This is a genomic window from Pseudomonas sp. LRF_L74 (assembly GCF_965644255.1).
In the GTDB taxonomy this organism is placed as follows: Bacteria; Pseudomonadota; Gammaproteobacteria; order Pseudomonadales; family Pseudomonadaceae; genus Aquipseudomonas.
This window is the reverse complement of record NZ_CBFFRH010000012.1, coordinates 1-18,576: the sequence shown is the minus strand read 5'-3', so window position 1 is coordinate 18,576 and position 18,576 is coordinate 1. Positions and strand designations below refer to the sequence as shown.

The following is an 18,576-nucleotide window of genomic DNA, read 5'->3' as shown; positions in this document are numbered from 1 at the left end:
TTAGGGGCGTCGCCAAGCGGTAAGGCAGCAGGTTTTGATCCTGCCATGCGTTGGTTCGAATCCAGCCGCCCCTGCCATATTCTACGAAGCTGTTCAAGGTCACGGTCCAAACCGTTATTTTGAACAGCTTTTTAATTCATCAGGTCCACCCTCAGCCGGCAGGTACTGCGCGTGTCCAAGATGATGGTCTTTACGGGGAATGCCAACCCCGACCTGGCGCGCCGAATCGCTCGCCAACTGCACATTCCCCTCGGTGATGCCTCTGTGGGCAAATTCTCCGATGGCGAAATCAGCACTGAAATCAATGAGAACGTTCGCGGTAAGGACGTCTTCATCATTCAGCCTACGTGCGCCCCAACCAACGACAACCTGATGGAACTGGTGGTGATGGCCGACGCCTTCCGCCGCTCCTCGGCGACGCGCATCACCGCGGTCATCCCCTACTTCGGCTACGCACGCCAGGATCGCCGTCCGCGCTCCGCTCGTGTTGCGATCAGCGCCAAGGTAGTGGCCGACATGCTCACCGTGGTCGGTATCGACCGCGTGCTGACCGTCGATCTGCACGCCGACCAGATCCAGGGTTTCTTCGATATCCCGGTCGATAACATCTACGGTTCTCCGGTCCTGGTCGACGACATCGAAGACCAGCGCTTCGACAACCTGATGATCGTCTCCCCGGACATCGGTGGCGTGGTTCGCGCTCGCGCCGTGGCCAAATCCCTGGGCGTCGACCTGGCGATCATTGACAAACGTCGTGAGAAAGCCAACCACTCCGAAGTGATGCACATCATCGGTGACGTGGAAGGCCGTACCTGCGTACTGGTCGACGACATGGTCGATACCGCCGGCACCCTGTGCCATGCGGCCAAGGCCCTGAAAGAGCATGGCGCAGCCAAGGTCTTCGCCTACGCGACGCATCCGGTACTCTCGGGTCGTGCCATCGAGAACATTGAAAACTCCGTGCTGGACGCACTGGTGGTGACCAACACCATCCCGCTGTCCGCCGCGGCGCAAGCCTGCCCGCGTATCCGTCAACTGGATATGGCGCCGGTAGTGGCTGAAGCGGTACGCCGCATCAGCAATGAAGAATCGATCAGCGCGATGTTCCGCTAAGCGAAACGCGCACTGACGCAAACGCCCCGCCACGTGCGGGGCTTTTTTGCCTGATGCCCCTTGATGCTGGTCGCAAGCATCGCGGACATCATGGCTATTTTGGAGAAGTGAAATGATTGAATTTGCCCTGAATGCCGAAGTGCGTTCCGACCTGGGGAAAGGTGCGAGCCGCCGCCTGCGTCGTAACGACAGCCAAGTGCCTGCCGTGATCTACGGTGGCGAGAAAGCCCCGGTTTCCATCAGCCTGCTGGCCAAAGACCTGGCCAAACTGCTGGAAAACGAAGCAGCCTTCAGCCACGTACTGACCCTGGACGTAGCCGGCAGCAAAGAAAGCGTTCTGATCAAAGCCCTGCAGCGCCATCCGGCCAAAGGTTTCGTTCTGCACGCAGACTTCGTTCGCGTCGTTGCCGGTCAGAAACTGAGTGCCCACGTCCCGCTGCACTTCGTCAACGAAGCTGGCGCGGCTGGCGTCAAACAAGGCGGCGGCGAAATCCTGCACGCCCTCAGCGAAGTCGAAGTTTCCTGCCTGCCGAAAGACCTGCCGGAATTCCTCGAAGTCGACATGACCGACGTTGCCATTGACCAGACAGTTCACCTGTCCGACATCAAGCTGCCGAAAGGCGTCGAGCTGGTCGCCCTGGCCCACGGCAGCGACCTGCCGGTTGCCAGCATCCACCTGCCACGCGTTCGTGAAGACGCTGCCGGTGAAGGCGCTGCCGAGTAATCGACAGCCACCGCCGCGTGCTACCTGATAGCTCGCGGCGTACCAGAGAAGGGCCCCTGACGTGACTGCCATCCAACTGATCGTCGGCCTGGGAAATCCAGGTCCCGAATACGACCAGACCCGGCATAACGCAGGGGCTCTTTTCGTTGAGCGTCTGGCGGATAGCCAACGCGTCAATCTCAGCGTTGATCGCAAGTATTTCGGCCTGGTCGGCAAGTTCAACCACCAGGGCCGCGAAGTTCGCCTGCTCATCCCCACCACGTTCATGAACCGCAGCGGCCAGTCCGTGGCGGCCCTGGCCAATTTCTTCAAACTGAAGCCCGAAGAAATCCTGGTGGCCCACGACGAACTCGACATGCCTCCCGGCATCGCCAAACTCAAGCAGGGTGGCGGGCATGGCGGGCATAACGGGCTGCGCGACATCATTGCCCAGCTCGGCAACCAGAACAACTTCCACCGTTTGCGGCTTGGCATCGGTCATCCTGGGCATGCCAGCATGGTCTCCAATTTCGTCCTAGGCCGCGCGCCGCGTGGCGAGCAGGAACTGCTGGATGCCAGCATCGGCTTCGCCCTCGACGTCCTCCCGGAAATACTCGCCGGTGACTGGACCGTCGCCATGCGCAAGTTGCACAGCCAGAAAGCCACTTCCTAACCTATTCACCGCCTTTGGCACGAGGGACATACCATGGGATTCAACTGCGGCATCGTCGGCCTGCCCAACGTCGGCAAGTCCACCCTGTTCAACGCCCTCACCAAATCCGGCATCGCGGCGGAAAACTTCCCGTTCTGCACCATCGAGCCGAACAGCGGCATCGTGCCGATGCCCGACCCACGCCTGGACGCGCTGGCAGCCATCGTCAAGCCTGAGCGGGTACTGCCCACGACCATGGAATTCGTCGACATCGCCGGCCTGGTCGCAGGCGCGTCGAAGGGCGAAGGCCTGGGCAACAAGTTCCTCGCCAACATTCGCGAGACCGACGCCATCGCCCACGTGGTGCGCTGCTTCGAAGACGACAACGTGATCCACGTTTCCAACAGCGTCGACCCCAAGCGCGACATCGAGATCATCGACCTCGAACTGATCATGGCCGACCTCGACAGCTGCGAGAAGCAATTGCAGCGCGTGACCCGCACCGCCAAGGGCGGCGACAAGGACTCCGTGGCGCAAAAGGCGCTGCTGGAAAAACTCATCCCGCACCTCACCGAAGGCAAGCCGGCACGCAGCCTGCTGAAGAACCTCGGCGACGACGAGAAGCGCCTGGCCAAGAGCTTCCACCTGCTGACCACCAAGCCGGTGATGTACATCGCCAACGTCGCCGAAGACGGCTTCGAGAACAACCCGCTGCTCGACGTGGTGAAAGCCATCGCCGAGGAAGAAGGCGCCATCGTCGTGCCGGTGTGCAACAAGATCGAAGCCGAGATCGCCGAACTGGACGATCCGGAAGAGATGCAGATGTTCCTCGAGAGCATGGGCATGATCGAGCCGGGCCTGAACCGCGTGATCCGCGCCGGCTACGAGCTGCTCAACCTGCAAACCTACTTCACTGCAGGCGTCAAGGAAGTCCGTGCCTGGACGGTCAAGGTCGGCGCCACCGCGCCCCAGTCCGCCGCCGCGATCCACACCGACTTCGAAAAAGGCTTCATCCGCGCCGAAGTGATCGCCTACGACGACTTCATCCAGTACAAGGGCGAGAGCGGCGCCAAGGAAGCCGGCAAATGGCGCCTGGAAGGCAAGGAATACATCGTCAAGGATGGCGACGTAATGCACTTCCGTTTCAACGTTTAAACGTGTGTGCCACTCCCCCCTGCTGTCGCTGAGAACGTGCAGCGTCACTATGACCCACGCCGAGGATTACCGGCCGTGCATCATTCGGGAGGGCACCCCTGCTCCCAATCTCGCCCTCATCGTCCTCCAGCCATCGGCACGATGGCACCTGTCACATAAGACGCCGCCTCGGAAACCAGCCAGCTCACACAGTCCGCAACCTCGGCTGGCACTCCAGGTCGTCCGAGGGGAATGCCGGCAGCCATTTGCGCAGGCCTGTCGGGCTTGCCAGCAAAAGCGTGCAAATCCGTCTCGATGAGGCCGGGCGCAACGGCATTGACCCGGATGCCCTCTCCGGCCACTTCCTTGTCAGCGTATCCAGCGCACCCTTGGTCGCCGCATAGTGAATCCATTCCCCCGCGCCTCCCAATTCGGCCGTGCGCGATGAAATATTCACGATGCAGCCTCCGTGACCACCATGTCGCGTCGACATTCTCCGTACCGCTTCTCGCGAACAGAAAAAGGCCCCCATCACGTTGACAGAAAAGACCCGCGCCAACACGTCACCCCGCAACTCATCCAGCCGGGAGAAACCACCGGTCACACCACCGTTATTCACCAATACCGATAGCGCCCCCAGCGCATCCTGAACCTGATCGAACAACGCCAGAACCTCAGCCTCGACCGCCACATCGGCACGAAAGCAGTGAGCGAATCCCACCGGATGCACGTATCTCGCTGACCAGACCATCCGTAGCAGCACGCTCATGGATATAGTTGACCGCCAGCAGGTAACCATCCCGTGCCAGCCTGCGCGCAATCGCCGCCCCAATACCTCGACTCCCTCCTGTTACCAGCGCCACACCACTCATGCCTCTTCTCTCCTTTTCTTATCCGGCAGCCCCGAGCTTGCCGTACCCTCCACCACCCTGCCAGCAGAGACAAATGCGACAGACCTAAGCATTTGATTCAACCGAAAAAATCTTTGCATGAAGGTGTTGACAGCATTCGCTGTGACGAGAATAATGCGCGCCTCGAATGGCTACGTAGCTCAGCTGGTTAGAGCACGGCATTCATAATGCTGGGGTCCGGGGTTCAAGTCCCTGCGTAGCCACCATACAAAACAAGGGTTTACCGAAAGGTAAGCCCTTTTTTGTTTCTAGGGTGTCCCAATCCTGTCCCAGCTTACGACTGCCCCGATAAGCGATCTGGTATCGCATCCATGCAGTCACATACCTCCTCAAGCAGCTCAGAAAATGCGCTCATAGCGGCCACTACTTTTTGGTACTCCGACAGGCTAGCTGAACATGCATCGCGGAGAGGAAAAGGCTCCAACACACCCATCGTGTAGCTGACACATTTCTTGGTCGGATGATCTACAAGCACGTATCCACCGCATGGTTGCTTCACGCTTTCTTGCCACGGCTCAATCGAACGAACTGCGCGCATGATTTGCCCAACCATGAACCTAGGTGCGAACGAGTGAACAGATAGGTCGCGGAAATTGCGACTAAGCTTTCGATAGGCAGAGTCATTCATTGCATCCAACGCAGCCAGAAACCTATTAAATCGTGTCCAGCGGTGACCGAGGCGAATGACCTGCTTTCTGCGATCAGAGCGCCGAAGCCCTTGTCCATGTCTCAAACCATCCTGATCAAGTCGATCAACGTAGCCTGGTTCTATAAGACAGTTCGCCTGATGTAAAAGTGTCTCGGTAAGGAACATCAGGCGATCACTGACTGTGCTAGGTTGATGCATGCAGAAGAAAGCTAAGGGTTGAACGAAGTGATGCATCAGCTGCCCTTTATCGTCATCCGTCTCAAATGACTCAACAACGGCATTCCAAGCGCACCAATCGTGCAGGTGCATCCCCCACGAATTTATCGTATTGATAGTTTCCTGAATTTCAGCAGCGGCCCCCCAAGACCAGGCAAAGTTCCCATTAGCTGCCCGTGCGCGTTTCGCGGCCTCGTAGCCCACCAAACCCGGCGCCCTGGAAACGTTCGCAAGAAGCTGCTCGTGAAAGCGCTCCATGGCTTCAGTGGTCAAGTTTCGCCATGAGATCCAGCCTTCGTTATCGGCAAAATTCTCCTCCGATTGCTCATTGAGAGAGGGTTTCCCGGACGATTTCGCGGAACGTTCAGTCATGATGCAACAAAAATACGGTTCAAAGAGGGCTCAACTTTGTCGTGCTTTCCGACTAACAGCAAGAAGGTTCAGCCCTTAAAAAGAGCAGAGAAGGTTATTACGAACTGGCTCATTAGCCTTAGCAGGTCTCCAGCAACGCCAATGGCGAGCTGGTCAGCACTGCCTTGAAGTGATCAGGAGCCAAGTGCGAATAGCGCATTGTCATCTTGATATCGCCATGGCCCAGGATGCGCTGCAAAGTGAGGACGTTCCCCCCCCTGCATCATGTAGTGGCTGGCGAACGTGTGCCGCAGGATGTGAGTCAGTTGCCCAGGCGTATGTAACCCGGTGCGCTCATAAGCCTTGCGAAAGGCACCACGGCAGGGGCTGAACAGCCGGCCAGATCCAGGGTAGCCACGCGCCAAAATCAGCTTTTCAAGTTCAGCCGGGATAGGCACTGATCGCCCCTTCCCGTTCTTGGTGCGTACGAACCGCACCTGGCCATTGCGTACCTCTGAACGTGCCAGGCTTTCGGCTTCGTCCCAACGTGCCCCGGTAGCAAGACAGATCTTGGCGACCAGCAGCGTATGGCTGTTGCTCGATACCTCGCACTCCTCGAGCAGCAAACGGCATTGCTCCAGGGTGAGATAGGATCGCTCGGTCTCCTCGACCTTGAGCTGGCGAATAGCGCCAATCGGGTTCGGCTCGTTCCACACGCCGAGACGGATCAGCTCGTTGAAAACGGCTTTCAGGTAACGGTGCTCATGATTCACCGTGGCCGGCGAACAGCTCTTCAAGCGATCAGAACGGTAGCGACCGAAGTCCAGGGCGGTGAAGCTGGTAGCGACCGGGTTGCCCAGCGCGACGGCAATCGCCTTGGTACGCGAGTAGCGGGAAGGATCTTTCAGGGTTGCCCCAGGCAGCTCGTACCAAACTTCGACCAGAACCAGCAGACGCTCTCCAGGGTCACAGCCTCGACGGCTGTATTCACGACGCATATCGGACACCCAACACTCAGCCTCTGACTTGGTGCGAAAGCCACATTTGCGCTTCATAATGCTGAGCTCCGGGGTTCAAGCCCTGCGTAGCCACCATACAAAACAAAGGCTTACCTTCGGGTAGGCCTTTGTTGTTTCTGGGCAGTTGCTACAGCCTCTTTCAGGCTCACACTAAGAGTGGTATTGGGCGAGAACAGACATCTCCCGAGACTCAACCTCCACGCACGCAGCCCGCGAACGCTTCGGCTGCGGCACTCACATCCTCCTTCCTCGCATAGCTTTCAGGCGCATTGGCAAATACGCGCTCCTCGCAGGTCACCTGGTTGCCACTGTAGCGAGCAACACATTCCGCCGAACTGGTGGTTGGCACCTGGGAGCACTGGAAGCGGGCCAGGTCATTGGCCCCAAAGATCACGTCCTGCCGGGAAACCGTGGAGGTTTCAGCCTTCTTCAGCAGTTCCTGGTAATTAGCGACTGACGCATCAGTGCTGGAGGTTGTTGAGTAATAAAAAAGCGCGGCGCCGGTCATGGCGAGGATCAGGAGTAGTTCCTTCACGATGCGACTCTTTGATTGAAAGGGAGGGGGCGCCCTGTCAGGCAGCACAACAATATCATTACGATATCAACTAGCCATCAACCCAATCCTTTTGGACTAGATCGACATATTCCTGACGGTCGAACCCTTTTGCTAAAGTGCGCGTCCAACTCACACCGAGGCAAACGGTGCGCCGCGGCAGAACGGCAAAGGTCGCCGTGTCTAAACAAAGGTCGAAGATTTCATGCAACGAGACAGACATACGCGGCTGGAAAGTTTCAGCGCACGCGAGCGTGACCCTCTGGAACTGGATGACGACACGCCATACCCGCAACGGCAGCACTCGACCAGTTCGACCAGGCCACGCAATCTGACCTTGCAGATCGCCGCAGGCATCTGGCTCGGCGGTACCGCGCTGCTGATCACGGCCTGGGCACTATGCCTGGTATTGCCCCATATACCTGTCATCGGCACGCCGAACATCGGCGCCATGCAACAAGAAACGCCACAGAAACCGCAGCCGCGTCGCTAAGCCCCCTACCCTACCTAGGCCCTGTTGGACAACAACAGCCCGCCGAAAATGAGCGCGCCGCCGACCCAGTGATAATGCTGCAACCCTTCGCCGAGTAGCAGCCAGCCGAGTAGCGCGGTGAACACCGGCATCAGATAGCTGCTGAGCGAGGCCTGAGCTGCGCCGACCATTTTCACCCCATGGTTCCACAGCACGTAGGCGGTCAGCGAGGCGCCGATGGCGGTGTAGGCAATGGCAGAAAGATTTTCCAGCGACAAGACGAACCGGGCTCCGCTGGAAAACTCCCAGAGGTAGAGCGGCAGGAGGATAGGCACACCAAGCAATACGAGCACACCCAGCAAGGCTGGCGCAGGCAATGGCAGCAACGGTGTCCAACGACGCAGCAGCAGGGTGTAAAGCGCCCAATCGAGCACGCCAACCAGCATCAACAGGTCCCCGGGATTGAATGACAGCCCAGCAAGCACCGCCCAATCGCCACGTGCGATCAGCCAGAACAGGCCCAAGGTAGCCAGACCGATCCCCAGCCAGGCACGGCTGCCCGGCCACTCTCCAAGCAACAGGCCCGAACCGAGAAACAACGCCAGCGGCAGGCAGGTACTTACCAAGGTCAGGTTAAGAGCCGCGGTGCTGTGCGCGGCGCTGTAGAGGAAACAGTTGTAGCCTGCGATCCCCAAGGCAGCCAGCAGCGGAACTCGCCAGCCGGCACGGCGCAGATCCTGACGATGACGCCAGATTGGCGCTGCCACGAAAGGCAACAGCAACGCCAGTGCCATGCTCCAGCGCCAAAACGCCAGGGTGAAGGGCGGAATGCTATGGCTGAATGCCCTGGCAACCAAGGCATTGCCAGCCCAGAAAATAGCAGCCAATACCAATCCCGCCCAGGCCAGGGCTGGTGAGTTCTTCCAGCTCATCAGTCGTTTCCGATGGGACGCAGCCGATACTGTGGCGGCAGTTGGTCGAGACCGCTGACGGTCACGTCCAGGCTTTTCCAGCGACCGTCCTTGATCCCGTAGATGCAGCCATGCACGGCCAGCGACTGCCCACGATGCCAAGCGTTCTGCACGATGGTGGTATGGCTGACGTTGGCCACCTGCTGGATCACGTTCAGCTCGCACAGGCGGTCGACGCGCTCCTCCTCGCAGGAGAACAGCGCCAGATGATCACGCTGTTCGTAAGCCAGGTCGCGAATCGAACGCAACCAACCGTCGATCAGGCCGAACTGGCTGTTCTGCATCGCCGCGCGCACGCCACCGCAACCGTAATGACCGGTGACCAGGATGTGCTTCACCTTGAGCACGTCGACTGCGTACTGGATCACCGACAGGCAGTTCATGTCAGTGTGCAGGACCACGTTGGCAACATTACGGTGAACGAAGATATCGCCAGGCAGCAGGCCGACGATTTCGTTGGCGGGCACACGTGCATCGGAGCAGCCGATCCACAGATACTCGGGCATCTGCTGCTTGGCCAGCTTGGCGAAAAAGGTTGGATCTTCCTGATTGATCGCCTCAGCCCAGCGGGCATTGTTGTCGAACAGCTCTTGCAACTCGTCGCTCATGGCGGCCTCAGTCGATCAGCGTACAGGCCATGACGAGGGCATCCTCGCGACCGCCGGGTGCCGGATAGTAATCACGGCGCTTGCCGATCTCGTTGAAACCATAGCGCTCATACAAACGATAGGCGGACTGGTTGCTGGCGCGCACTTCGAGAAAGCACTCCCCGGCCTTGAGCGTCATTGCCCGACGCATCAGGTGCTCGAGCAACTGCTGGCCCAGGCCTTTGCCCTGGCGTTGCGGGTGCACGGTGATGTTGAGCAGGTGTGCCTCGTCGATGATCACCTGAATCACGCCATGACCGACTTGAACGCCATCCTCGAACATCACCCAGCAATCGTAGGACCTCAGGCCGTCCTCGAAGATGCCGCGAGTCCACGGATGACTGAAGGCCGCCTGTTCGATCTCCAGCACGCGGGTAAGATCCGCCATATTCATAGGGCGGAAGCTGACTACACCACTCATGCCGGTGTCGCCCAGCGCTGGCGCACCCGACGCATGGCTTGCCATAACCCGGCTTTGCGACGCGGCTCGTCCATCAGGCTTTCCAGGCCTGGCAGGGCCCAGGCGACGCCCAACCCGTCGATGGTCAGCTCCCGGTTGAAGGTGTCCTCATCCGCTTCTCCGGCGAAACGCACGGCTGGCAAGCCAATCAGCCACAGGCACGCGCATGGCTGGTCGTCCAGTTGGCCCATCAGTACGCCCTGGACGTAATCACGCGCGGCCTCGGCCCCTTGGTCAAGGCTACCGCGAGTCAGCAACGGCCAGCGGATCGGCGAACCGTCGCCGACCTGCTGCGGGCTGTCGGGCAGGCCAGCAGCCCGCAGCAGATCCTTGAGCAGCAGGTACGCCGGATCGCGGCTCTGGAACGGCTCGCCTGTGGGTAACTCGACCAGGATCGCGCAATTACCGGCACGCAGTAACTGTAGAGAGAAGCGCGGAGGCGGCAACGCTACTGGTTTGTCCTGGATCGGCTCGGCTTCCTCGTTGACCGTGGGTTCCAGGCGAGAGACGGGCTTGTTGCCGGGAATCGCTGACTTGATCGCCTCCAGCGCGGGCACAGCAGTGACGACTCGCGTCGGTTCGGCGACGGCCGGCTCGCTGGCAACGGGCCTGGCGTCCTGCTCGCCTCTGGTCTCGACACGTACCGGCTCGATCACGGGCTCGGCAAGCGCCATCAACTCAGGCCGTGAAGGCGCGGCGAACGGCAGCGCATGGCGCGGCAGCCAAGTACTCACCTGCATGGCGCTCAAGTAGGCACGTCGGCGGACTTCTTCGATCAAGGCGGTATTCCAGATAAATGCAGGCCGCGATTGTGGCCTGATTCGTCCTTTGGGAAAAGCTAAACGGTGCCCGACTGGTCGGCTTCTTTACAGTACAATCGCGCCTTTTGCGACGGACCCGGCCCGACATGATCGATCCCAAGCGCGTGTTGCGCGCCCTCGCCGAGCACTGGACGCTGCTCGAACCGCTGTGCGAGCGGTTCGATGCCGGCACCCTGAGCCTGGTGGAGCTGCGCAACCAGCTCGGCGCGCAACTGCCCGAAGGCACAGCCGCCGACATCACCACCCTGCTCGACCAATGGATTCGCCTGGATATCCTGGTGCCCGTGGCCAAGAGCCCGAACCGCTTCGAACTGAACGCGCAGATCCACGACTTCCTCGCCTACCTGCGCCGTGAGCACCGCCTCGGCCTGTGCCTGGAGATCGAAGCGTATCTGCGCCATCTGGAGCGCCTGGCCGGCTACATCCAGGATGCCTTCGAAGTACGCGACGGCAACGACCTCGCCCGCCAACTGCGCCTGCTCGACATGCGTGTGCGTGACGTATTGAAGAAGCTGGCCAACGACGAACAGGCACTGGTCGGCGTGGCCGAGCGAGCCAAGACCAGCGACCGGCAGATCCCACTGCGTCAGCGTTATGCCGAAGTGCTGGCCACCTGGGACGAGTACGTCGAGCCGATGATCCAACTGGTCTCTGCCGACGGCGCCTTCGAACAGGGCGTGCGCCGCGTCGAACAGGTGCTGCTGCGCCTGCTCGGCGAACAGCAACGCCTTGGCCAGTTGGTCGACGACGACCTGCTGCTGCGCACCCACGCGCGTATCCTGGAAATGCAGACCACCGCCCAGCTGACCCTGCGCAAGGCCCGCGAACTGCTGCTGCCGCTGCGTGAAGAGGCGCGCCGCCACAATGCCGTGACCCGTGGCGCGGCCCTGGCGTTGTCGGTGATCCGCAAGAAAGGTCTGGATGCCCTGCCCCAGGCGGCGATGCCATTGTTCACCCGGCCGCAGAGCACCTTCCTCGGCACCGCCAGCCAAGTCGAAAGCTACGTCTACGCCCTCGCCCGCTTCGAGCCCAAGCCATCGCAGTTCCCCAAGGCCAGTGGTTCGCGCAAAGGCGACGCGCCGCGCGCGCCACGTACCGCACGGGAGATGATCGATCGCTGCAGCCAGGCCCTGCCGCTGCCGGACCTGATGGTCTGGCTGCTGGAGCAGGAACCGGAAGGCGCCACCGACGAACTGCTGTACTGGTTCTCGCGCCTGTCCCGCGACGGCCGCTTCCAGCGCGAGCGCCTGGAGCGTCGGGAGTACCTGACCCGTGAGCACCAGGTCAGCCTGACCTCGTTCGCCCTGGTGGGACGTCCCAATGCTTGAGCCTTGCGTAGGGTGGACAACGCTCTCTTTGTCCACCGACCACTCCATCGAACTTTCTGCCGGAAAACCCACTGCGCTTTTCCTGCCTACGACTGCCAGTGAGCATCGCGTATGAATATCGACCTGAAAGAACTCACCCAGCTCACTCCGATCTTCCGCGAGTTGTTCAAGGGCAACCACATCAGCCGTGGCCACCTGGAGCTGTATACCCAACTGTCCGGCATGCAGGATGCCTACCGCGCGCTGTTCAAGTCACTCGGCTACGAACTGGTCTGTGACATCCGCGGCTTCTACTATTTCGTCCCCGAGCAGATGGGCGCCCAGGTCAACAAGACCGCCCAGCGCCTGGCCCTGTTCACCTTCATCCTGGTCGAGCATCTGGCCGACCAGGGGCGCGACCCGCTGGCCGTGCTCGACGGCGGTAGCATCGGTCGCGACGAACTGCCGGCACTGCTCGACAAGTACCGCGACCTGTTCCTCCAGGCAGAAATCCTGACCCAGGACGAACTGGAAGAGAAAGTCATGCGTCGCCTGACCCAGCTCGGCTTCGCCAGCGAAGAGAACGGTGTGTATCGCTTCCTCGCACCGATGCACCGCTTCCTCGACGTTTGCCTGTCCGTGCAGCAGGACCGTGACCTGGCCGCCAGCCTGCATAGCAGCCTGCCGCTGCCGGCCCCCGATCTGGTCGAGGATCAGGAAGAAGACATCGTCATCATCGAGAAACGCGAGAGCGTCGAATCCGAAGAAGATGCCCTGGCTCGCGCCATGGCTGAAGAACGCGCCGCACAGGAGCAAGACGCATGAGCCAGGAACGCTACGGCATCCGCCGCTTCGCCCTGCTGAATACCGCCGGCTACAGCCTCGGCCTGTTCCCGCTGGAAAACCCGCTATCGGTCTATGGCGCCAACAACCTGGGCAAGTCGGCCTCGATCAACGCCCTGCAGTTCCCGATCCTGGCGCGCATGTCGGACATGAGCTTCGGCAAGTACAGCCTGGAGCAGTCGCGCAAGTTCTACTTCGCCTCGGACACCAGCTACATCCTCGTCGAAGTCGCCCTGCCCCACGGCCCCCACGTGATCGGCGTGGCCGGACGTGGTCCGGGAGGTGGCTTTGGCCACCAGTTCTTCGCCTACCAGGGCGAACTGGACCTGGAGCACTACCAGCAGAACGGCACCTGCCTGCGCCAGCGTGAACTGTTCAAGAACCTCGGCCAGGCTGGCATCGTTGCCTATGAACTGAAGCCCGAAGAGCTACGTCGCCTGCTGGTCGGCGGCCATACCAGTATCCCGCTGGACCTGACCCTGATTCCGCTGCGTTCGACCAGCGAGCAGAGCCTGAAGACCTTCCGCGCACTGTTCATCAACCTGCTGCACATGCGCGAGATCACCGCGGCCAAACTCAAGCAATTATTCCTCGACGCCTTCGAGCACAGCCTGCGCTCGGGCAGCGTCGACTACATCGCCGCCACCGAAGAGGCCTTCCGCGACGTGCGCCGCATGGAGCAGGACTACCAGGCGCTGGTCGCGGCCGGGCCGCTGGTGGAGGCCCTGTCCAACGGTGTGAGCCAGCGCGACATACTGCGCGGCAAGTTGCATCGACTTTCTCCCCTGCTGGATAACCTGCTCGGCACCTGGCAGGACTATTCCGGAGCACGCAAGGAAGAGCTGGTGATCCAGGCCGAGCACTACCAACGCGAACAGGACGGCCTGCAGCAGGAGCAACGCGGCGGCACCGCCGAGCTGATGCGCCTGGAGCGCGAGATCAGCGAAATCCAGCGCTGGCTGGGTGAACTGGCGGTGCTGAAGAACCGCTTCGCCCTGATCGACGACGCCAAGATCCTCGAAGAACAGTTGCTCGCCGCCAAGGACGCCCACGACGAACTGGCCGGCGCCCTGGCCCAGTCGCGACAGTTCTCCGCCGAGGACCTGGACGAGCGCTTGCGTGAACTGGAAAAGCGCCTCAAGTCGGTACGCCAACAACTTGATCATGCCGACAACAACAGCTACTCGCGCCTGCGCGAAGAATTCTCCCAGGCCGACGTCGACCGCCTGATGCGCCTGTTCAACAGCCAACTGTTCAGCCTGCCGCTGGGCGAGAAAGGTATCCAGGCCGCAGGCGACGATTGGGTCAAGGCGGTGGAGGCCGTGCTCGACCACTTCAAGGGCCACCAGTTCGAAGTGCCGGGCCTGTCCATCGACCTGACCCATATCGAGCCGCCCGCCCTGCAGGCGCTGGCCGACCGTGCCGCACTACGTGACCAGAAAGACCGCCTGGACCGTGAACTCAAGCAGCTCAAGACCCAGCAGGCGGTCGCCTCCGACCGCGCGGCGAGCAAGGCCCAGGCCGAGCAGTTGTACCAGGCCGTGCTGGACGCGCAAAAAGCCCTGGAAGATTTCCGCAAGAGCCAGACCCTGTCCGCCGAAGAGCCAGCCAAGCTGGAACTGCTGGCCCAGGCCGAGGCCGCTCAGGATGAGCTCAAACGCTCCAGCGATGCCTTCGCCGAGCGTGTTCAGCAACTGTCCGCCAAGCTGCAACTGATCAGCCGGCAGATCGGCGATCTGGAATCCAAGCAACGCACCCTGGAAGACGCGTTGCGTCGTCGCCAGTTGCTGCCAGCCAACCTGCCATTCGGCACACCGTTCATGGAGCCGGTCGACGACTCCCTGGACAACCTGCTGCCGCTGCTCAACGACTATCAGGACAGTTGGCAGGCACTGCAGCGCGTCGATGGCCAGATCGAGGCGCTGTACGCCCAGGTACGCCTGAAAGGTGTGGCCAAGTTCGACAGCGAAGACGATCCGGAGCGCCGCCTGCAACTACTGGTCAACGCCTACGCGCATCGTCAGGACGAAGCCCTGACCCTGGCCAAGGCGCGCCGTGCGGCAGTCACCGATATCGCCCGCACCCTGCGCAACATCCGCAGCGACTACGACAACCTGGAACACCAGTTGGCGCTGTTCAACCGCGAGATCAACAAACGCCAAGTGTCCAACCTGGAAAGCTTCCGTATCGTCCTCGCCGCAAACCGCGATGCCCTCAAGCATATTGACCAGATCATCCACAGCGCCGGCCAGTACGAAGAAGGCGAGACGCTTTCGGTGTTCGACCTGAGCCAGTCCTCGGAGCAGGACGCAAAGAACGAGGAAGCCAAGGAGTACCTCGCCCGCCTGGTGGCGGCCAACCATAACCAGTTGGGCCTCAAGGATTTGTTCGAGCTGGCGTTCGAGATCACCAAGGTCGGCGGCCAGCCGGTGATGCACACCGACATCGACGGCGCCGCATCCAACGGTACGACCATGACCATCAAGGCGCTGACCAACATGTACCTGTTGCTGCACCTGATGGACCGCGAACAGGCCGGCAAGGTACGCCTGCCCTACTACCTCGACGAAGCCGCGGACATCGACGAGCGCAACCAGCAGGCACTGATCGAGACCAGCCTGCAACTAGGCTTCGTGCCGATCCTCGCCTCGGTGAAACCGCAGGTTTCCGCCCATGTCGCCATCGACCTCGAAGGTGGCAGCGGGCCGAACGGTATCTATATCGATGAGGCGGACTGGAAGTACATCAGGCGTCGCGAAAGCGCCAAGAGCGACGAGCCGGAACCGGCCTGATGCGCAAACGAGAAGGGCCGCTCATGCGGCCCTTCCTCGACTCAGTCATCCTGATGATCCTTTAGCACCTCGCCAGTCTTGGCATCCAGCTCCAGGTCCCACTGTACGCCTTTGGTGTCGCGTAGCTCGACCTGGTAGATGTAGCGACCGTATTCCTCTTCCAACTCGGTCTCTTCGACCCTGGCACCGGGGTGCCTGGCAATCGCCGCGGCGTTCAACCTCTCGAAGGACTGGATACTACCGGCATCACGCAGCTTGAGAACTTCGTCCGGACCAAGATCACGTGCTTGGGCCAGACCGGAAACAGCGGCAAGTGCAGTAGCGGCAAACAGTGCAGTGAAGGTTTTCATCGTGGTACTCCGTATCGTTTTGGCTTTCTACGGTGACCACGATAACCACGCCGGCTTAAATCAAACTGAATGGCGGCCTCACTTCTTTTCCAGAACGATCTTCGGTGCCCACATCAGCCACTCTTCATTTAGTTCGTCGTTGAGTACGAAGGTCTGGTTCGGCAGCGCCGGCCCGCCCATCTGCGGGTTGTCCGGAGTGGCGAATGCGATACCGCCCTCGACAAGTGCCTCAAGGGATTCAGTTCGTACCTTGACCCCCTTGAACAGCCCCGCATCGATACCGATACCACTGGCATTCCAGAATCGGCTGCCACTGCGCACCAAAGGTGCGTAGCGCGGCTCGATGAGTGCGTGGATCAACACACGATCCGACGTGGGTCCAAGTTCGAAGTCGGTGACCTTGCCCACTGGAATTTCTCGGTAACTCACAACCACGCCAGGCTTGATCGAACCACGACGCGCAGTGCTCAGGGTAATCTTCAAGCCCTCTTCGCTGACAGAAGCCTGAGGAGGCTCCTTGAGCGCTTCGAACAAGGTCTGGGCCTTTCCGGGACGCGAGGCGGGCAGTACCTCAAGGTACTGGCCTGTTACCAGGGTCTGCAGGTTGGCCGTACGGACCAGACCCAACTCGGGCTTCACCACCCAGAACTGAGTACCGGCACGCGCAATGCTTTGCTCGGCCTTGGTGACCCTTACGCTCAGCATCACCGATTGAAGGTCATCGTTCAGCTCGACGGTTTCCACCTTGCCGACATCAATCCCCTTATAACGCAAAGCGCTTCCGGGGCTGATGCCATCGCCGGTTGGAACCTTGATGCGGATGGCGATGCCTTCCTTGAGTGCATCGCTACGGTCCTTGTGCAGACTGAAGCTTTGGATCTTTTTGGTTACCGGGGCCTTGAGATCAGGTGTTTCGAAAGCGACCCCGCCGACCAGCAGCGTTTGCAATGACTCGCTCTTCACTTCAATACCGGAAAGACCGCCACTCAGGCTGATACCACTGGCATTCCAGAAGCGTGTCGAACTGTTCACGAGATTGGCATAGGCCGGCTCGATATGCGCTCCCAGCACAACGCGTTTCTGGTCACGGGAAAACTGGTAACTCTGAATACTGCCAACTTTGACCTGTTTGTAGAGAATCGGACTACCGACATCGAGCGAGCCGAGAGTGTCGGTGACCAGCACCAGATGCAGGCCTGGCGCACCAAGGTCCAAAGGTGGCGCCTTGAGGCGAGCAACGAAATCGCGCTTTGGCTTGGCGTTGCGATCCCCAGGGCGAATGGCAATGTAGTTGCCTTTCACCAATGCCTCGATGCCAGTAATGCCAGCCAGGGAAATCGAAGGCTTGACCACCCAGAAGTCGGTACCCTCGACCAGATACTCTTCGGCACGTGGATCAAGGGTCAGCTCTGCAGTCGCAGCACTGAGATCCTCGTCGATCTTGAAAGTCTTCAGCGTGCCAACCTGCACGCCCTTGTACATCACCGGAGTACGTCCTGCATCCAGGCCATCGAACTCGGTCAGCTTTACAGTTGCCTTGATACCGGACTGTGCAGCGTCATAGTCGTCATACAGACGGAATGGCAAAGTTGGGTCGGTTGGAGGGCTGTCTTTACGGTGCTCTGGAGTAGCGAAGGCAATGCCGCCTGCGACGATGCTCGACAACGACTCGGTACGAACCTTGACCCCGGACAGGCTGGCGTCGATCGATACGCCGCTGGCGTTCCAGAAGCGCGTGTGCTTGCGCACCAGAGAAGCGAACTGCGGCTGGATGTAGACCTTGATCTCGACGATGCTTTGATCTTGCGAAAGGTTGTAACTCTTAACCTGCCCAACCTGAATCTGCTTGTAGAAGACCGGGCTGCCTTGGGCAAGAGAGCCCAACCTGTCAGCCTTCAAAGTCAAATGCAAACCCGGAATAGAATCGGACATCGGCGGTGGCTCACTGAGCGCCGTGAATTTGCGCTCGGGCTCGCCCTCGCCAGGACTGACAGCGATGTAATTACCGGAAACCAAGGTTTCCAGCCCCGTGATCCCTGCCAGAGACACACTCGGTTTGACAAGCCAGAAGCGCGTATTCTGACGCAACTGCGGGTCAATGCTTTTATCCATCTCGATGGTCGCGCGAACACCGCGCTGGCTGCCTTTGTCGTCCAGTTCCATGCCAACGACCTTGCCGACCTGCATCCCCTTGTAGATCACCTCGGTCTTGTTGACCTGGATACCTTCACCCGTGGTGAAGAACACCTGGATTTCCACACCGGCCTGATCATAAGCACGCCATGCCAGCCAGCCCCCTATGAGCAAGGCCACCAGGGGCAGAATCCAGATAGCGGACCAATTGGATGTGCGACGAGTCTTGGCTGATTGCAGCTCAGTCATGATCGGCAGGGAGCTCCATTTCAGAACGACGATGACCAGACGAAGCGGCTAACCCCTTCTGGCCCATGGGAAATACAGAAGGCGCATGATAGCGATCCGAAGCTGATCCCGACAGTAGCGCCGCAACAGGCCCGTTGGCTGATATTTTCCCTCGCCCAAAGCCAAACCCCCAACCCGATTGCTCGGATTGGGGGTCTGGTGATAGGAGCTTGACGATGACCTACTCTCAC

17 protein-coding genes, 2 tRNA genes and 1 pseudogene are annotated in these 18,576 nt (G+C 60.2%); 10 read left to right on the top strand and 10 right to left on the bottom strand.

All coding sequences use genetic code 11. The features are described 5' to 3' along the window. Positions 1-2 precede the first annotated feature (2 nt). The 5 genes from ACSZPK_RS23880 (at position 3) to ychF (ending at position 3,623) form a co-directional block, all read left to right on the top strand. A tRNA-Gln gene (locus ACSZPK_RS23880) sits at positions 3-77 on the top strand. A 94-nt stretch (positions 78-171) separates the two neighbouring features. Further along, entirely contained in the window at positions 172-1,113 is a 942-nt protein-coding gene (locus tag ACSZPK_RS23875; RefSeq protein ID WP_437884081.1) for a ribose-phosphate pyrophosphokinase, read from the top strand. 112 nt (positions 1,114-1,225) lie between these two features. Next, the gene (locus tag ACSZPK_RS23870; protein ID WP_437884080.1) at positions 1,226-1,837 is read left to right on the top strand and encodes a 50S ribosomal protein L25/general stress protein Ctc; all 612 of its coding nucleotides are present in this window, start codon (positions 1,226-1,228) and stop codon (positions 1,835-1,837) included. A gap of 61 nt (positions 1,838-1,898) precedes the next feature. After that, positions 1,899-2,489, top strand: coding sequence for an aminoacyl-tRNA hydrolase (gene pth / locus ACSZPK_RS23865; protein WP_437884079.1), 591 nt, complete (start codon positions 1,899-1,901; stop codon positions 2,487-2,489). Between the two features lie 33 nt (positions 2,490-2,522). Continuing rightward, positions 2,523-3,623, top strand: coding sequence for a redox-regulated ATPase YchF (gene ychF, locus ACSZPK_RS23860; RefSeq protein ID WP_437884078.1), 1,101 nt, complete (start codon positions 2,523-2,525; stop codon positions 3,621-3,623). Positions 3,624-3,739: 116 nt separating this feature from the next. Here ychF and ACSZPK_RS23855 read toward each other — a convergent pair. Beyond that, a pseudogene (locus tag ACSZPK_RS23855) lies at positions 3,740-4,474 on the bottom strand (SDR family oxidoreductase). A 168-nt stretch (positions 4,475-4,642) separates the two neighbouring features. On the opposite strand from ACSZPK_RS23855, the gene ACSZPK_RS23850 reads away from it, so the two are divergent. Then, positions 4,643-4,719 (top strand) — tRNA-Met (locus ACSZPK_RS23850). A gap of 68 nt (positions 4,720-4,787) precedes the next feature. On the opposite strand, the gene ACSZPK_RS23845 is transcribed toward ACSZPK_RS23850, so the two are convergent. The 3 genes from ACSZPK_RS23845 to ACSZPK_RS23835 form a co-directional block, all read right to left on the bottom strand. Then, positions 4,788-5,750: a hypothetical protein gene (locus ACSZPK_RS23845; protein WP_437884077.1), complete on the bottom strand. Its 963-nt coding sequence runs from the start codon at positions 5,748-5,750 to the stop codon at positions 4,788-4,790. Positions 5,751-5,923: 173 nt separating this feature from the next. Continuing rightward, positions 5,924-6,727, bottom strand: a complete 804-nt coding sequence (locus ACSZPK_RS23840; protein WP_437884076.1) for a phage integrase — start codon at positions 6,725-6,727, stop codon at positions 5,924-5,926. A gap of 211 nt (positions 6,728-6,938) precedes the next feature. Next, the gene (locus ACSZPK_RS23835; protein ID WP_437884075.1) at positions 6,939-7,283 is read right to left on the bottom strand and encodes a hypothetical protein; all 345 of its coding nucleotides are present in this window, start codon (positions 7,281-7,283) and stop codon (positions 6,939-6,941) included. A 223-nt stretch (positions 7,284-7,506) separates the two neighbouring features. Here ACSZPK_RS23835 and ACSZPK_RS23830 point away from each other — a divergent pair, with 223 nt between their 5' ends. After that, positions 7,507-7,794: a hypothetical protein gene (locus ACSZPK_RS23830; RefSeq protein WP_437884074.1), complete on the top strand. Its 288-nt coding sequence runs from the start codon at positions 7,507-7,509 to the stop codon at positions 7,792-7,794. Positions 7,795-7,808: 14 nt separating this feature from the next. Here ACSZPK_RS23830 and ACSZPK_RS23825 read toward each other — a convergent pair whose 3' ends face one another. Genes ACSZPK_RS23825 through ACSZPK_RS23810 form a run of 4 tightly spaced genes read right to left on the bottom strand, consistent with a single transcriptional unit; the run spans position 7,809 to position 10,630 of the window. Continuing rightward, complete coding sequence (locus tag ACSZPK_RS23825) at positions 7,809-8,705, bottom strand: DMT family transporter (RefSeq protein WP_437884073.1); 897 nt, start codon at positions 8,703-8,705, stop codon at positions 7,809-7,811. Continuing rightward, the gene (can, locus tag ACSZPK_RS23820; RefSeq protein ID WP_437884072.1) at positions 8,705-9,352 is read right to left on the bottom strand and encodes a carbonate dehydratase; all 648 of its coding nucleotides are present in this window, start codon (positions 9,350-9,352) and stop codon (positions 8,705-8,707) included. Before can ends, ACSZPK_RS23825 begins: the two co-directional genes overlap by 1 nt. 7 nt (positions 9,353-9,359) lie before the next feature. After that, entirely contained in the window at positions 9,360-9,812 is a 453-nt protein-coding gene (gene rimI / locus ACSZPK_RS23815; RefSeq protein WP_437884071.1) for a ribosomal protein S18-alanine N-acetyltransferase, read from the bottom strand. Then, on the bottom strand, positions 9,809-10,630 hold the full coding sequence (locus ACSZPK_RS23810) for an energy transducer TonB (RefSeq protein WP_437884070.1): 822 nt from the start codon (positions 10,628-10,630) through the stop codon (positions 9,809-9,811). The genes rimI and ACSZPK_RS23810 overlap by 4 nt, the downstream gene beginning before the upstream one ends. 128 nt (positions 10,631-10,758) lie before the next feature. On the opposite strand from ACSZPK_RS23810, the gene mksB reads away from it, so the two are divergent. The 3 genes from mksB (at position 10,759) to mksF (ending at position 15,614) form a co-directional block, all read left to right on the top strand. After that, the gene (mksB, locus tag ACSZPK_RS23805; RefSeq protein ID WP_437884069.1) at positions 10,759-12,000 is read left to right on the top strand and encodes an Mks condensin complex protein MksB; all 1,242 of its coding nucleotides are present in this window, start codon (positions 10,759-10,761) and stop codon (positions 11,998-12,000) included. 111 nt (positions 12,001-12,111) lie between these two features. Further along, complete coding sequence (gene mksE, locus ACSZPK_RS23800) at positions 12,112-12,804, top strand: Mks condensin complex protein MksE (RefSeq protein WP_437884068.1); 693 nt, start codon at positions 12,112-12,114, stop codon at positions 12,802-12,804. Beyond that, complete coding sequence (mksF, locus tag ACSZPK_RS23795; protein ID WP_437884067.1) at positions 12,801-15,614, top strand: Mks condensin complex protein MksF; 2,814 nt, start codon at positions 12,801-12,803, stop codon at positions 15,612-15,614. The genes mksE and mksF overlap by 4 nt, the downstream gene beginning before the upstream one ends. A 41-nt stretch (positions 15,615-15,655) precedes the next feature. Here mksF and ACSZPK_RS23790 read toward each other — a convergent pair whose 3' ends face one another. Both ACSZPK_RS23790 and ACSZPK_RS23785 read right to left on the bottom strand, forming a co-directional pair. Further along, positions 15,656-15,964: a PepSY domain-containing protein gene (locus ACSZPK_RS23790; RefSeq protein WP_437884066.1), complete on the bottom strand. Its 309-nt coding sequence runs from the start codon at positions 15,962-15,964 to the stop codon at positions 15,656-15,658. A gap of 78 nt (positions 15,965-16,042) precedes the next feature. Next, positions 16,043-18,346 (bottom strand): MlaD family protein, encoded by a 2,304-nt coding sequence (locus ACSZPK_RS23785; protein ID WP_437884065.1) that lies wholly within the window; start codon positions 18,344-18,346, stop codon positions 16,043-16,045. Positions 18,347-18,576 lie beyond the last annotated feature (230 nt).